At 70.6% G+C, this 13,690-nt stretch carries 12 protein-coding genes; 3 read left to right on the forward strand and 9 right to left on the reverse strand.

What is annotated here, in order from left to right; all coding sequences use genetic code 11:
* Positions 1–2: 2 nt before the first annotated feature.
* The 8 genes from mmsB to ABT158_RS27085 all read right to left on the reverse strand — a co-directional run bounded on the left by mmsB (position 3) and on the right by ABT158_RS27085 (position 9,919).
* Positions 3–1,262, reverse strand: coding sequence for a multiple monosaccharide ABC transporter permease (mmsB, locus tag ABT158_RS27050; protein WP_352357928.1), 1,260 nt, complete (start codon positions 1,260–1,262; stop codon positions 3–5).
* 5 nt (positions 1,263–1,267) lie between these two features.
* Entirely contained in the window at positions 1,268–2,797 is a 1,530-nt protein-coding gene (gene mmsA, locus ABT158_RS27055) for a multiple monosaccharide ABC transporter ATP-binding protein (protein ID WP_352357930.1), read from the reverse strand.
* Positions 2,798–2,858: 61 nt separating this feature from the next.
* On the reverse strand, positions 2,859–3,977 hold the full coding sequence (chvE, locus tag ABT158_RS27060) for a multiple monosaccharide ABC transporter substrate-binding protein (protein WP_352326442.1): 1,119 nt from the start codon (positions 3,975–3,977) through the stop codon (positions 2,859–2,861).
* Positions 3,978–4,185: 208 nt separating this feature from the next.
* Complete coding sequence (yjfF, locus tag ABT158_RS27065; RefSeq protein ID WP_352358048.1) at positions 4,186–5,160, reverse strand: galactofuranose ABC transporter, permease protein YjfF; 975 nt, start codon at positions 5,158–5,160, stop codon at positions 4,186–4,188.
* Positions 5,161–5,165: 5 nt separating this feature from the next.
* Complete coding sequence (locus ABT158_RS27070) at positions 5,166–6,179, reverse strand: ABC transporter permease (RefSeq protein WP_352357932.1); 1,014 nt, start codon at positions 6,177–6,179, stop codon at positions 5,166–5,168.
* On the reverse strand, positions 6,179–7,687 hold the full coding sequence (locus ABT158_RS27075; protein WP_352357934.1) for a sugar ABC transporter ATP-binding protein: 1,509 nt from the start codon (positions 7,685–7,687) through the stop codon (positions 6,179–6,181). The genes ABT158_RS27070 and ABT158_RS27075 overlap by 1 nt, the downstream gene beginning before the upstream one ends.
* A 52-nt stretch (positions 7,688–7,739) precedes the next feature.
* Complete coding sequence (locus ABT158_RS27080) at positions 7,740–8,717, reverse strand: ABC transporter substrate-binding protein (protein WP_352357936.1); 978 nt, start codon at positions 8,715–8,717, stop codon at positions 7,740–7,742.
* Positions 8,718–9,169: 452 nt separating this feature from the next.
* On the reverse strand, positions 9,170–9,919 hold the full coding sequence (locus ABT158_RS27085) for a metallophosphoesterase (RefSeq protein WP_352357938.1): 750 nt from the start codon (positions 9,917–9,919) through the stop codon (positions 9,170–9,172).
* 71 nt (positions 9,920–9,990) lie between these two features.
* Between ABT158_RS27085 and pdxR the strand changes: the two genes are divergently transcribed.
* The 3 genes from pdxR to ABT158_RS27100 all read left to right on the forward strand — a co-directional run bounded on the left by pdxR (position 9,991) and on the right by ABT158_RS27100 (position 13,242).
* On the forward strand, positions 9,991–11,436 hold the full coding sequence (gene pdxR, locus ABT158_RS27090) for a MocR-like pyridoxine biosynthesis transcription factor PdxR (protein WP_352357940.1): 1,446 nt from the start codon (positions 9,991–9,993) through the stop codon (positions 11,434–11,436).
* 36 nt (positions 11,437–11,472) lie between these two features.
* Positions 11,473–11,658: a DUF4236 domain-containing protein gene (locus ABT158_RS27095; RefSeq protein ID WP_352326433.1), complete on the forward strand. Its 186-nt coding sequence runs from the start codon at positions 11,473–11,475 to the stop codon at positions 11,656–11,658.
* A gap of 87 nt (positions 11,659–11,745) precedes the next feature.
* A complete protein-coding gene (locus ABT158_RS27100) occupies positions 11,746–13,242 on the forward strand; it encodes a pyridoxal-dependent decarboxylase (protein WP_352357942.1) in 1,497 nt (498 codons plus the stop codon).
* On the opposite strand, the gene ABT158_RS27105 is transcribed toward ABT158_RS27100, so the two are convergent.
* Complete coding sequence (locus ABT158_RS27105) at positions 13,239–13,685, reverse strand: MarR family winged helix-turn-helix transcriptional regulator (protein WP_352357944.1); 447 nt, start codon at positions 13,683–13,685, stop codon at positions 13,239–13,241. The two genes, ABT158_RS27100 and ABT158_RS27105, sit on opposite strands and share 4 nt — an antisense overlap.
* Positions 13,686–13,690 lie beyond the last annotated feature (5 nt).

Below are 13,690 nucleotides of genomic sequence, written 5' to 3' on the forward strand. Positions count from 1 at the left end.
GGTCAGCGGGAGGCGCCGGCGCGCCGCTTGGTCCACACGTCGAACGCGACGGCGGCCAGCAGCACGGCGCCCTTGACGAGCATCACGCGCTCACTGGGCGAGCCGATGAGCGACATGCCGTTGTTGATGACAGCCATGATCAGACCGCCGGTGATCGCGCCGACGACCTTGCCCACGCCGCCCTGGACGGCCGCGCCGCCGATGAAGGCGGCCGCGATGGCGTCCAGCTCGAAGCTGTTGCCCGCGGTCGGGCCGGCCTGGTTGAGCCGGCCGGCGAAGATGATGCCGGCGACGGAGGCCAGCACGCCCATGTTGACGAAGATCCAGAAGACCACCGACTTGACCTTGACGCCGGACATGACCGCCGCCTGGAGGTTGCCGCCGATGGCGTAGATCTGCCGGCCGAAGACCGTGCGGTTGGCCATCAGCGAGTACGCCAGCACCAGCGCGGCCAGCAGCACCAGCACCCACGGCAGGTTCTTGAAGCGGGCGAGCTGCACGACCAGGAACAGGATCAGCGCGGCGCCGGCCGCCATCTTCAGCGCGAACACGGCCATCGGCTCGACCGACTGGCCGTAGCCCCTGCGGGCGTTGCGGGTGCGCCACTGCGCGGCGACCATGCCGCCGATCGCGACCAGGCCGATGAGCAGGCTGAACAGGTCGGCGCCGCCCAGCGGGCCGAGGCCCACGTTGCCGAGGTAGCCGTCGGTGAAGCCGTTGGCCAGCGTACGGACCTGGTCGGGGAACGGGCCGATGCCCTGGTTGCCGAGCACGGTCATGGTGAGCGCGCGGAACAGCAGCATGCCGGCCAGCGTGACGATGAAGGCCGGGATGCCGAAGTAGGCGATCCAGTACCCCTGCCAGGCCCCGATCAGCGCGCCGGCGGCGACCGTGATCAGCAGGGCCAGCGGCCACGGCAGGCCCATGTTCACCATGAGCACGGCGGCCAGCGCCCCGGTGACCGCCACCACCGAGCCGACCGACAGGTCGATGTGCCCGGCGATGATGACCAGGATCATCCCGATCGCCAGGATCAGGACGTAGGAGTTCTGGACGATGATGTTGGAGATGTTCTGCGGCTGGAGCAACGCGCCGTCGGTGAGCATCGAGAACAGCACGATGATCAGCGCGAAGGCGATGTAGATGCCGCTCGAACGCAGGTTCAGCGACAGGCCGCCCAGCGACACCCGGCCGGGCCGCCGCGGCGCTCCCCCGTCGCCTCCCGCGCCGACCTGCACGTCGGCGGGCGTGATGCTGCTCATCGGAGCTACTCCTGTCCCTTGGTCATGAGATGCATGAGGCTTTCCTGGGTGGCCTCCCGGCGGGGGACCTCGCCGGTGACGCGACCTTCGGAGAGCGTGTAGATGCGGTCGCACAGGCCGAGCAGCTCAGGCAACTCACTGGAGATCACCAGCACGGCCTTGCCCTGGTCGGCGAGGCGGTTGATGATCGTGTAGATCTCGTACTTGGCGCCGACGTCGATGCCGCGGGTGGGCTCGTCGAGGATGAGCACGTCAGGCTGCGTCAGGATCCACTTGGAGAGCACGACCTTCTGCTGGTTGCCGCCGCTCAGCTTGCCGACGACGCTGTTGACGCTGGGCGCCTTGATGTTCATGCTCCGGTGGAACTCCTCGGCGACCTTGTACTCCTCGTTCTCGTTCACCCAGCCGCGCCGGGCCAGGCCCTTGAGCCCAGCGGCGCTGATGTTGCGCTTGATGTCCTCGATGAGGTTGAGGCCGTACCGCTTGCGGTCCTCGGTAGCGTAGGCCAGGCCGTGGCGGATCGCGTCCTGCACGTTGCGGATCTCGATCGGCTCGCCGTCCTTGAAGACCCTGCCGGAGATGTGCACGCCGTACGTGCGGCCGAACAGGCTCATCGCCAGCTCGGTGCGCCCGGCGCCCATCAGGCCGGCCAGGCCGACGATCTCGCCCCTGCGCAGGGTGAGTGAGGCGCCGTCCACGACCTTGCGGCCGGGCTGGCTCGGGCTGTGCACCGTCCAGTCCTCGATCCGCAGGACCTCCTCGCCGATCGTCGACTCGTGCGGCGGGAAGCGGTTGTCCAGCGCGCGGCCGACCATGCCGGAGATGATCCGGTCCTCGGTGACGTGGTCGGTGGCCATGTCCAGGGTCTCGATCGTGCGGCCGTCGCGGATGATCGTGACGGAGTCGGCGATCGCGGTCACCTCGTTGAGCTTGTGCGAGATGATCACGCAGGTGATGCCCTCGTCCCGCAGGCCGCGCAGCAGGTCGAGCAGGTGGGCCGAGTCGTCGTCGTTGAGCGCGGCGGTCGGCTCGTCGAGGATGAGCAGCTTCACCTCCTTCGACAGCGCCTTGGCGATCTCGACGAGCTGCTGCTTGCCGACGCCGAGGTCGGAGACCGTGGTGGTGGGGTTCTCCTGGAGGCCGACGCGGCGCATCAGCTCGGCGGCCTCGTAGTTGGTGCGGTTCCAGTCGATGAAGCCGCGCCGGGCGCGCTCGTTGCCGAGGAAGATGTTCTCCGCGATCGACAGCTGCGGGCTGAGCGCCAGCTCCTGGTGGATGATGACGATCCCGGCGTGCTCGCTGTCGCGGATGCCGGCGAACTCGCAGCGCGCGCCCTCGAAGGTGATCTCGCCCTCGTAGTCGCCGTGCGGGTAGACCCCGGACAGCACCTTCATCAGCGTCGACTTGCCGGCGCCGTTCTCGCCGCAGATGGCGTGGATCTCGCCGCGCCGGACGGCCAGGTTGACGTCCTGCAGCGCCTTGACACCGGGGAACGTCTTGGTGATCCCGCTCATCCGCAAGATGTGCTCGGTCATATGCCCCTCGCTCAGGTGTGGGAAGTGCCCCCGGGGGACCGCGGTCCCCCGGGGCGGGCCCTTACTTGAGCTGGTCCTCGGTGTAGTAGTTGCCGCCGACGATGATCTCCTTGTAGTTGCTCTTGTCCACGATCACCGGGTCGAGCAGGTAGGAGGGGACGACCTTGTTGCCGTTGTCGTAGTCCTTGGTGTTGTTCACCTCGGGCTTGCCGCCCTTGAGGACCGCGTCGGCCATCTTCACCGTCTGCTCGGCGAGCTTGCGGGTGTCCTTGAAGATGGTGGAGTACTGCTCGCCGGCGATGATCGACTTGACCGAGGCGAGCTCGGCGTCCTGGCCGGTCACGACGGGGTAGGGCTGGCCGCTGGTGCCGTAGCCGGAGCTCTTGAGCGCCGACAGGATGCCGATGGACAGGCCGTCGTACGGGGACAGCACGCCGTCCACCTTGGTGCCGCCGGTGTAGGTCTTGGTGAGGATGTCCTCCATGCGCTTCTGGGCCGTGGCCGGGTCCCAGCGCAGGATGGCGGCGGTCTTGAAGTCCTTCTGGCCGCTCTTGACCAGCAGGGTGCCGTCGTCGATCTTCGGCTGGAGCACCGACATGGCGCCGTTCCAGAAGAACGTGGCGTTGTTGTCGTCGGGCGAGCCGCCGAACAGCTCGACGTTGAACGGGCCCTTCTTGCCGTCGTCCACGCCGAGGCCCTTGAGCAGCGAGGTCGCCTGCTGCACGCCGACCTTGAAGTTGTCGAAGGTGGCGTAGTAGTCGACGTTGGGGCTGTTGCGGATCAGGCGGTCGTAGGAGATGACCGGGATCTTGGCGTCGGCGGCCTGCTGGAGCTGCGAGGTGATCGCGGTGCCGTCGATCGAGGCGATGATCAGGAGCTTGGCGCCCTTGGTGATCTGGTTCTCGATCTGGTTGGCCTGCGTCGGGATGTCGTTCTCCGCGTACTGGAGGTCGACCTTGTAGCCCAGCTGTTCGAGCTGCTGCTTGACGTTGTCGCCGTCGTGGATCCACCGCTCGGACGACTTGGTGGGCATCGTGACGCCGATCAGGGCGCCCGCGCCGCCGGCGGCGGCCGACGTGGAGGCGTCGGCGTCGACCGTCTTCTGGCTGGAGCCGCAGGCCGTCATGGTCGCGGCGAGCGCGATGGCGGACACCACGCCCCCGATACGTCCCAACCTCATGTGGCACTCCTTGCAATGGGGGTTGCGGCAGCGGAATGTGAGCGTTAACTGCCGATCTTGCAGAGGACTCAGTCACAGAACGTGCCGAATCAGAACAAAGTTCTCGCTTCGTTCCCGCCGATTGTTATCGCTAACAAAGACGATGTCAACGGTTGAGGATAACCTGACGGAAACCTTTAGGTAACTTTCGCAGCAGTCTCCTCGCAGGTCAGCGCCTTGGGCGCGCGCTGAAGACCCGCTGCAGCACGATGAAGACGAACAGCAGCAGGCCGATGAAGATCTTGGTCCACCAGGAGCTGAGCGTGCCCTCGAAGCTGATGATCGTCTGGATCAGGCCGAGCACCAGCACGCCGAGCACCGTGCCGAGCAGGAAGCCGCTGCCGCCCGTGAGCAGCGTGCCGCCGATCACCACGGCGGCGATGGCGTCCAGCTCCATGCCCACGGCGTGCAGGCCGTAGCCCGAGAGCATGTAGAACGACAGCAGCACGCCGCCGAGCGCCGAGCAGAAGCCGCTCACCGCGTAGACCGTGATCTTCGTCCGGCCCACCGGCAGGCCCATGAGCAGCGCCGACTGCTCGCTGCCGCCCGTCGCGTACACGGCCCGGCCGAGCCGGGTGTAGTGCAGCACGTACGCCGCCACCAGCACGACCCCCACCGCGATGAGCACGCTCGGCGAGATCCACAGACCGGCGAATAGGTCGATCCTGGTCTGCGCGAACGCCGTGAACGTCGGGTCCTCGATCGGGATCGAGTCCGTGCCGATCGTGTAGCACAGCCCCCGGGCCAGGAACATCCCGGCCAGCGTCACGATGAACGGCTGGATGTCGAAGGCGTGCACGATGTACCCCATCACCAGCCCGAGCCCGGACCCGACGGCCAGCACCACCGGCACCACCACGTACGGCGGCCACCCCGGCCCCGACATCAGCGACGCCGAGATCATCGTGGACAGCGCCACCACCGACCCCACCGACAGGTCGATGCCCCCGGCCAGGATCACGAACGTCATCCCCACCGCCACCACCAGCAGGAACGCGTTGTCGATGAAGACGTTGAGCACCACCTGCCCGCTGGCGAACCCCTCGTACCGGAGGCCGCCGACGACGAACATCGCCACGAACAGGCACGCCGTCACCAGCACGGGCAGGTGGCGGGCCGGCAACGCGACCCGGCCCACGGTCATGGTCGTCACAGGGTCACCCGCACTTTCTCCTCGGGGGCCGGGCTGGGCGGCGCGCTGCCGCCGCGCCGGCGCAGCGCCTTCGCGCGGAACGACGGCGACTGCACGAGACAGACCGCCGTCACGACCAGCGCCTTGAACAGCAGGGTCGTCTCGGGCGGCACGCCGATGGAGTAGATCGTCGTGGTGAGCGTCTGGATGACGAGCGCGCCGGCCACGGTCCCGCCCAGCGAGAACCGGCCGCCCGACAACGAGGTGCCGCCGATCACCACGGCCAGGATCGCGTCCAGCTCGATCCACAGGCCGGCGTTGTTGCCGTCGGCGCTGGAGACGTTCGAGCTGATCAGGATCCCGGCGATGCCCGCGCACAGGGCGGCGAAGGCGTAGACCATGACGACGATCCCGCGCGACCTGATGCCCGCCAGCCGGCTGGCCTCGGCGTTCCCGCCGACCGACTCGATCAGCAGGCCCAGCGCCAGCCGCCGGGTCAGGAACACGGTGACCGCCAGCACCACCGGCACCAGCAGCACCCCGAACGGCACCCCCAGCAGATACCCGCCGCCGATCAGCTTGTACGACGGGCTGTTGACCGTGATGATCTGCCCGTCGGTGATGAGCTGGGCCAGGCCGCGCCCGGCCACCATGAGGATCAGCGTGGCGATGATCGGCTGGATGCCGGCCTGCGCGACCAGGAACCCGTTCCACGCGCCGAGCAGCAGGCACAGCCCGAGCGCGAGCGCCACGGCGGCGAGCACGCCGGCGTCCTCGCTGATCCGCAGGCAGGCCAGCGCGCCCGAGATCGCCACCACCGAGCCCACCGACAGGTCGATGCCGCCGGTCGCGATGACCAGCGTCATGCCCAGCGAGACCAGGATCAGCGGCGCGCCGAAGCGCAGGATGTCGATCAGGCTCCCGTACAGGTGCCCGTCCCTGACCTGGACGGACAGGAAGCTGGGGGTGAAGAACACGTTCAGGGCCAGCAGCAGCGCGAGCACCGCCACGGGCCACAACAGCCGCCGCATCAGGGCCGCCCTCCGCTCGCGATCGTCTCCATCAGCACGTCCGTGGTGAGGGCTTCGTCGTTGGGCAGCTCGGCCACCAGCCGCCGGTCGCGCAGCACCTCGACCTTGTGGCTGAGCCGCAGCACCTCCTCCAGCTCGGCGGAGATGAACAACACCGCCATGCCGCCGTCGGACAGCTCGGCGACCAGGCGCTGGATCTCGGTCTTGGCGCCGACGTCGATGCCGCGCGTGGGCTCGTCGAGGATGAGCAGCCGGGGCTCCAGGATGAGCCAGCGCGCCAGCAGCACCTTCTGCTGGTTGCCGCCGCTCAGGTTCCGCACCAGGTGCTCGGGGTTGGGCGGGCTGATCCGCAGGGCCTTGACGTACCGGGCGACCAGCTCGTCCTGCTGTTCGCGCGGCACCGGCCTGGTCCAGCCCCGGGTGGCCTGGAGCGCCAGGATGATGTTCTCGCGCACGGTGAGGTCGGGGATCAGGCCGTCCTCCTTGCGGTTCTCCGAGCAGAAGGCGATCTTGTGGTTCATCGCCGCGCGCGGGGTGCGCAGCGCGGCGGGCGCGCCGCCGACCGACAGCTCGCCGCCGCTCGCGTGGTCGGCGCCGAACAGCAGCCGCGCGACCTCGGTACGCCCCGAGCCGAGCAGCCCGGCCAGCCCCACGACCTCGCCCTCGTGGATGGTGACCGAGAACGGCTCGACGGCCCCGGCCCGGCCCAGCCCGCGCGCCTCGACCAGCGGGCGGTCGAAGACCCTGGCCTCGCCGTGCAGGCGGTCGAGCGCGGCCAGCTCCTGGCCGATCATCTTGGCGACCAGGTCGAGCTGGGGCAGCTCGCGGGTGAGGTACTCGCCGACGAGCCGTCCGTTGCGCAGGATCGTCATACGGTCCGAAATTTCGTAGATCTGGTCGAGAAAGTGGGAGACGAAGAGGATGGCGATGCCCTCCTCCTTGAGCCGCCGCATCACCCGGAAGAGCTGCCGCACCTCGTCGGCGTCCAGGCTGGAGGTGGGCTCGTCCAGGATCAGCACCCGGGCCTCGATGTCGACCGCCCGCGCGATGGCCACCATCTGCTGCACCGCCGGCGAGTACGCCGACAGCGGCGCCGAGACGTCGATGCTCAGGTCCAGCCCGCTCAGCAGCTCGCCGGCCCTGGCCCGCACGCGTTTCCAGTCGATGCGCCCGAACCTGCGCGGCTCGCGGCCGATGAAGATGTTCTCGGCCACCGACAGGTTCGCGCAGAGGTTGACCTCCTGGTAGACCGTGCTGATGCCGCCCCGCTGCGCCTCGGCCGGGCCGGCGAAGGCGACGGGGCGTCCGCCCAGCTCGATCGTGCCCGAGTCGGCGGGATGCACGCCGGTGAGCACCTTGATCAGGGTGGACTTGCCGGCGCCGTTCTCGCCCATGAGCGCGTGCACCTCGCCGGGCAGCAGCCGCAGGTCCACGCCGTCCAGGGCCTTGACCCCGGGAAACTGTTTGCCGATCCCGTTCATCGTCAGGACCGGCACGGGTGCGGCCATGCGCCTCCCCTTCCGCCTGAAGGGGCCGGGCCACCGGGCCCGGCCCGCGCGATCAGTACTGACGGCTGGACAGGACCTGCTTGGCCTGCTCCTGCGTGAACGTGGTCTCCTCGGTCACCACGCGGGCCGGCACCTGCTCGCCCTTGACGACCTTCTTGGCCAGGTCCATGAGCTGCGGGCCGAGCAGCGGCGAGCACTCGACGATGTAGTTGATCTTGCCGTCGGCCAGGGCCTGCATGCCGTCCTTGACGGCGTCGACCGTGATGATCTTGATGTCCTTGCCGGGCACCTTGCCCGCGCCCTCGATGGCCTCGATCGCGCCCAGGCCCATGTCGTCGTTGTGGGCGTAGAGCACGTCGATGTCCGGGTTGGACTTCAGGAAGGCCTCCATGACCTCCTTGCCCTTGGCCCTGGTGAAGTCGCCGGTCTGCGAGGCGATCACCTTGAACTTCGGGTCGGCGCCGATTACCTGGGCGAACCCGGCCTTGCGGTCGTTGGCGGGGGCCGAGCCGGTGGTGCCCTGGAGCTCGACGATGTTCACCGGGTCCTTGGCGTCCTTGTACTCCTGCACCAGCCACTGACCGGCCTTCTTGCCCTCCTCGACGAAATCGGAGCCGAGGAAGGTCTTGTACAGGGAGGTGTCCTTGGAGTCGACGGCGCGGTCGGTCAGGATGACCGGGATCTTCGCGTCCTTGGCCTCCTTGAGCACCGTGTCCCAGCCGGACTCCACCACCGGCGAGAAGGCGATGACGTCCACCTTCTGCTGGATGTAGGAGCGGATGGCCTTGATCTGGTTCTCCTGCTTCTGCTGGGCGTCGGAGAACTTGAGCGTCACGCCCGCGTTCTTGGCCGAGTCCTGCACGGACTTGGTGTTCGCGGTGCGCCAGCCGCTCTCCGCGCCGACCTGGGCGAAGCCCATGGTGATCGAGCCGTCGCCGCTGCCGCCGCTGCCGCCACTGCCTCCGCCGCAGCTCGCCACCGACATCGCGGTGAGCCCGGCGAGCACCAGCGCCGAGATCCTCTTGAACACGTGGGGGGTTCCCTTCTCATGTGAGCGCTAACAACCGAAGCCGGCTGCCGGCGCCTTCCTGCCTCGGGGGCCTGCGCGGTCCCGTCGGGCCGTGCCCGTCTCGCGTACCGGCGACCGCGGGGTGCCAGGAGGCGGGCCGCCACCTCGCCTCCTCGGCCGCGACCGAGGGGAGACGACCCCGGACCGATCCCGCGACCGCTCCTTTCCTGGCTTGGCCACGACTGTGAACGTTAACAAGCACATCCGTCAAGGGCCCTCCGCATCACGGTCACGTCACGCCGGACACCCCTTGACTCCAGGGGCATTCCCTCCCTAACGTGACGCCGATCACCTTTGTTAGCGGTCACTTCGACTGGTAGCGCTAACAGTCCCCTCGTTCGAGGAGCCCCCCATGGAGCGAACCGTCCCGGCGCCGGGAAGCCGGTGGCCTCCCGGCCCGCCGCCGTCCGTCCTCAGACCGGTACGACGCGGTGGTGGGTGGTGATCCGGCCGTCGTCGTCCAGCACGTGGAAGACGAGCCCCGGCGGGAGTTCGTAGTCGGCGCAGCCGGCCAGCGTGGTCGCGCCCTCCCACGGCAGCCGCAGCGTGGACACCACGCCGGGGGCGGCGAGCAGCGGGCGGCCGGCGAAGGTGGTGGCCGCCGCGGTGTGGGCGTGGCCGACCAGCACGGCCGTCACGTGCGGGTGCCCGGCCAGCAGGCCGGCGAGGCGTTCCGGGGTCCGGAGCATGATCGTGTCGACCGGCGAGTGCAGCGTCACGGGCGGGTGGTGGAAGGCCACGAACACCGGCAGGCCGCGTTCCGCGCCGAGCACGCCGTCGAGCCAGGTCAGCGTCTCGTCGTCCAGGTGGCCCTCGGGCCGGCCGGGGACGGAGGAGTCGCACAACACGTAGACGGCCCCGCCGGTGCGGTGGACCCGGTTGACCGGCCCGGAGGCGGCCGGCTCGGCGAGCAGCACCCGCCGGAACTCCTCCCGGACGTCGTGGTTGCCGGGGCACACGAGGACCGGGTGGCGCGAGGTCAGCAGCTTGCGCGCCTGCTCGTACTCCTCGGGCAGACCGTGGTCGGCGATGTCGCCGGTGACGAGCACCGCGTCGAGGTCGTACGGGAGGGCGTCCAGACAGCGCATGACGGCGTCGGCGCGCTCGACGGACCGGTCCGAGCCGCCGAGGTGGATGTCGCTGAGATGGGCGATCACGAGCATGGGCAGAACTTCCTTTCGAGGTACGCCCTCGACGGTAACCGCCCACCGGCCCACCCGTAAGATCCGGTTTTGTGGCGAAATATTGGGCCAGTTCCGGAGTTGACCTGCATCTGGAGCTCGATCCCGCACTCGGATGGCGGCGGGCCGTCGAGGACGCGCTGCGCGCCGCCGTCCGCGACGGGCGGCTGCCGCCCGGCACCCGCCTGCCCTCGACCAGGGCGCTCGCGGCCGGGCTGGGCCTGGCCCGCGGCACGGTGAGCGCCGCCTACGACCAGCTCGCCGAGGAGGGCTACCTCACCACCCGCCCGGGTTCGGGCACCGAGGTCGCCGACGCCCTTCCACCCGCCCCCGCGCCGATCCGCTCTCCTTCCGTCGCCGGGCCGGCCCAGCCGGTGCACGACCTTCGTCCCGGCCAGCCGGACGTGTCGGCCTTCCCCGCACGCGCCTGGCTGCGGGCCACCCGCCACGTGCTCGCCGCGGCCCCCGCCGACGTCTTCGGCCCCTGCGACCCCCGCGGCCGGATCGAACTGCGCACCGCCCTGGCCGGCTACCTCGGCAGGACCCGCGGCGTGCGCACCACCCCCGACCGGATCGTCGTCACCACGGGCTTCGTCCAGTCGCTCAACCTGCTGGCGGGCGTGCTCGGCGCGGGCCCGATCGCCATGGAGGACCCGGGTCACGACTTCTACCGCGAGGTCCTGCGCCGCGCCGGCCGCACGATCGTCCCCCTCCCGGTGGACGGGCAGGGCGCCCATACCGGCGACCTCACGTCCGGGGTGGCCGCCGCCGTGCTGACCCCGGCGCACCAGTACCCGACCGGCGTCCCGCTGGCCCCGGCCCGCCGCCGCCTGCTGCGCGAGTGGGGCGGCCCGGTCATCGAGGACGACTACGACGGCGAGTTCCGCTACGACCGCCGTCCCGTGGGCGCCCTCCAGGGCACGGCCCCCGACCAGGTCGTCTACTGCGGCACCACCTCCGAGTCGCTCTCCCCGGCGCTGCGCCTGGGCTGGATGGCGCTCCCGCCCGCCCTGGTGGGCCCGGTCGCCGAGGCCAAGCTGCACGCCGACCTCCACACCGGGGTGCTGGGCCAGCTCGTCCTGGCCCGGCTGATCGACGACCACGACTACGACCGGCACGTCCGCGCCGCGCGCCTGCGCTACCGCCGCCGCCGCGACCTGCTGCTGTCGCGGCTCGGCCCGGGACCGGACGCCCCGCTGCCCGGGGCGCGCCTGCCCGGCGTGGCCGCCGGGCTGCGCGCCCTGCTGCTGCTCCCGCCGTCCGGGCCGGCCGAGTCCGCCGTGCTGGCGGCCTGTGAACGGCGCGGCATCGCGCTGCGCGGCCTGAGCCCGCTGCGCCAGACACCCGGCCCCGGCGGCCTGCTGATCGGGTACGCCGCCCCCTCCGAACGCGCCTTCCCCGCCGCCCTGGACGCCCTGGCCGACGCTCTGACCTGGGCGTCGGCCGAGGGAAGCGCCTCCAGCGCCGAAAACCCCGATAATTTCGGCCTTTCCGGGTAGTTGACCGGCTCTCACCGACCTCAACGGAGGAGTCCGATGAGCTGGAGCTACCGCAAGACGATCAAGCTGGGCCCGGTCCGGCTGAACCTGTCCCGCGGCGGCGTTGGACACAGCTGGGGCAACCGGCTGTTCAGGGTGACGCGTACCGCCGACGGCCGCCGTACGCTGTCGGTCAACCTGCCCGGCGGCTTCCACTGGCGCAAGACACTCAGCGGGCGCTGACCCCCGCCGGAACGACGGGCCGGAGGCGCGCGGCCTCCGGCCCGTTCCCGTCTTCCCCGGACGCCGCCCGGATGATGATCTGTAGGCATGAACGCCCATATGACCCCCGAGGAGTTCCGCCGCCACGGCAGGCAGGTCGTCGACTGGATCGCGGACTACATGGCGGGCATCGAGTCCCGTCCGGTGATGTCACGGGCCGAGCCGGGGGACGTCCGCCGCGCGTTGCCCGCCGAGCCGCCCGAGCACGGCGAGCCGTTCGAGGCCGTCCTGGACGACCTGAACACCATCCTGCTGCCCGGCATCACCCACTGGCAGCACCCCGCCTTCTTCGCCTACTACCCCTCCAACGCCAGCGGCCCCGCCATCCTCGGCGACCTGCTCTCCAGCGGCCTCGGCGTGCAGGGCATGTTGTGGGTCACCAGCCCCGCCTGCACCGAGCTGGAGACCGTGGTGGTGGACTGGCTGGCGAGCCTGCTCGGCCTGCCCGCGCACTTCAGGACCGACGCGCGCGGCGGCGGCGTGATCCAGGACTCGGCGTCGAGCGCCTGCCTGGTCGCGCTGCTGGCCGCCCTGCACCGGGCGAGCGGCGGCCGGGTCGCCCGCACGGGCGTCGCCGAGCGGTACACGATCTACGTCTCGTCGCAGACGCACTCCTCGCTGGAGAAGGCCGCCCGCGTCGCCGGCCTCGGCTCCGACGGCGTGCGGGTGGTGGACGTGCACCCCCGTACGCTGGCCATGGACCCGGGACGACTGCGCGAGCTGATCGCGGCCGACAAGGCCGCCGGCGCGGTCCCCGCGATGGTCTGCGCCACCGTCGGCACCACCTCCTCGGCCGCCGTCGACCCGGTGCCGGAGATCGGCGAGGTGTGCCGCGAGCACGACGTCTGGCTGCACGTGGACGCCGCCTACGCCGGGGTCGCCGCCGTCTGCCCCGAGTTCCGCGGGCTCAACGACGGCGTGGCGGAGTACGCCGACACCTACTCCACCAACCCGCACAAATGGCTGCTGACCAACTTCGACTGCACCGTCCTGTGGACGGCCGACCGCGCCCCCTTGCTCGGCGCGCTGTCGATCCTGCCGGAGTACCTGCGCAACGCCGCGACCACGGCCGGCTCGGTGGTCGACTACCGCGACTGGCAGATCCCGCTGGGCCGCCGGTTCCGAGCGCTGAAACTGTGGTCGGTGATCCGCTGGTACGGCGCCGAGGGCCTGCGCGCCCACATCCGCAAGGGCGTCTCCCTGGCCCAGCACCTGGCTGCCCTGATCGCCGCCGACCCCGCATTCGAACTGCACGAGCCGCACCCGCTCGGCCTGGTCTGCTTCCGCCCCCGCTGGCCCGGCCTGCCGCCCGCCGACGCCGACGCCGCCACGCTGCGCCTGATGGAGACCCTGAACGCCGGCGGCTCCCTCTACCTGACGCACACCGCGATCGGCGGCCGGATCGTGCTCCGCATGGCCGTCGGCGGCCCCGCCACCGAACTCCGCCACGTGGACCGGGCCTGGGCCGACATCCGCCAGGGACACGCCGCCGTGGCAGAAAAGACCGCCGAGGAGACCGCCCGGGAGACCGCCCGCGACGCCTAGACCGGCAGCCCCGCCTGGGCGGCCAGCGTGCTGAGGACCCTGGCGAGCACGGCCCGGTCCCGCGGGCCGAGCCCGCCGGTCAGCTCGGCGTCGAGCTCCAGCGTCACCTCCAGGCACCGGCCGAGCAGCGCGCGCCCCTCGGCGGTGAGGTCGAGGAGCTGACGCCGCCGGTCGCCGGGGTCGCGCACCCGGGAGATCGCGCCGAGCCGTTCGAGGTGGTCGGCCAGCGTCACCACCAGGCTCGGCGCGACGCCCATGGCCTTGGCGACGTCGAGCTGCGAGGCCGCGCCGCGCGCCTCCAGCAGGGTCATCAGCCCGACGTGCTTGGGCTTGAGATCGAGCGGGACGAGCGCGGCCGTGAACCGCTCGGTCAGGATCGCCCCGAGCGTCCCGATCCTGAAGGCCATCGTCCCCGCCACCGACACCGGCTTGACTTCGTCCACCCGCA

It is taken from the genome of Nonomuraea sp. NPDC001636 (genome assembly GCF_040298265.1).
GTDB lineage: Bacteria > Actinomycetota > Actinomycetes > Streptosporangiales > Streptosporangiaceae > Nonomuraea.

Coding starts and splice junctions, on each gene's coding strand:
- ABT158_RS27070 (WP_352357932.1), bottom strand. CDS start 6,179: ATGCGGCGGCTGTTGTGGCCCGTGGCGGTGCTCGCGCTGCTGCTGGCC.
- ABT158_RS27085 (WP_352357938.1), bottom strand. CDS start 9,919: ATGCTCGTGATCGCCCATCTCAGCGACATCCACCTCGGCGGCTCGGAC.
- ABT158_RS27075 (WP_352357934.1), bottom strand. CDS start 7,687: ATGGCCGCACCCGTGCCGGTCCTGACGATGAACGGGATCGGCAAACAG.
- mmsA (WP_352357930.1), bottom strand. CDS start 2,797: ATGACCGAGCACATCTTGCGGATGAGCGGGATCACCAAGACGTTCCCC.
- ABT158_RS27095 (WP_352326433.1), top strand. CDS start 11,473: ATGAGCTGGAGCTACCGCAAGACGATCAAGCTGGGCCCGGTCCGGCTG.
- ABT158_RS27100 (WP_352357942.1), top strand. CDS start 11,746: ATGAACGCCCATATGACCCCCGAGGAGTTCCGCCGCCACGGCAGGCAG.
- mmsB (WP_352357928.1), bottom strand. CDS start 1,262: ATGAGCAGCATCACGCCCGCCGACGTGCAGGTCGGCGCGGGAGGCGAC.
- yjfF (WP_352358048.1), bottom strand. CDS start 5,160: ATGACCGTGGGCCGGGTCGCGTTGCCGGCCCGCCACCTGCCCGTGCTG.
- chvE (WP_352326442.1), bottom strand. CDS start 3,977: ATGAGGTTGGGACGTATCGGGGGCGTGGTGTCCGCCATCGCGCTCGCC.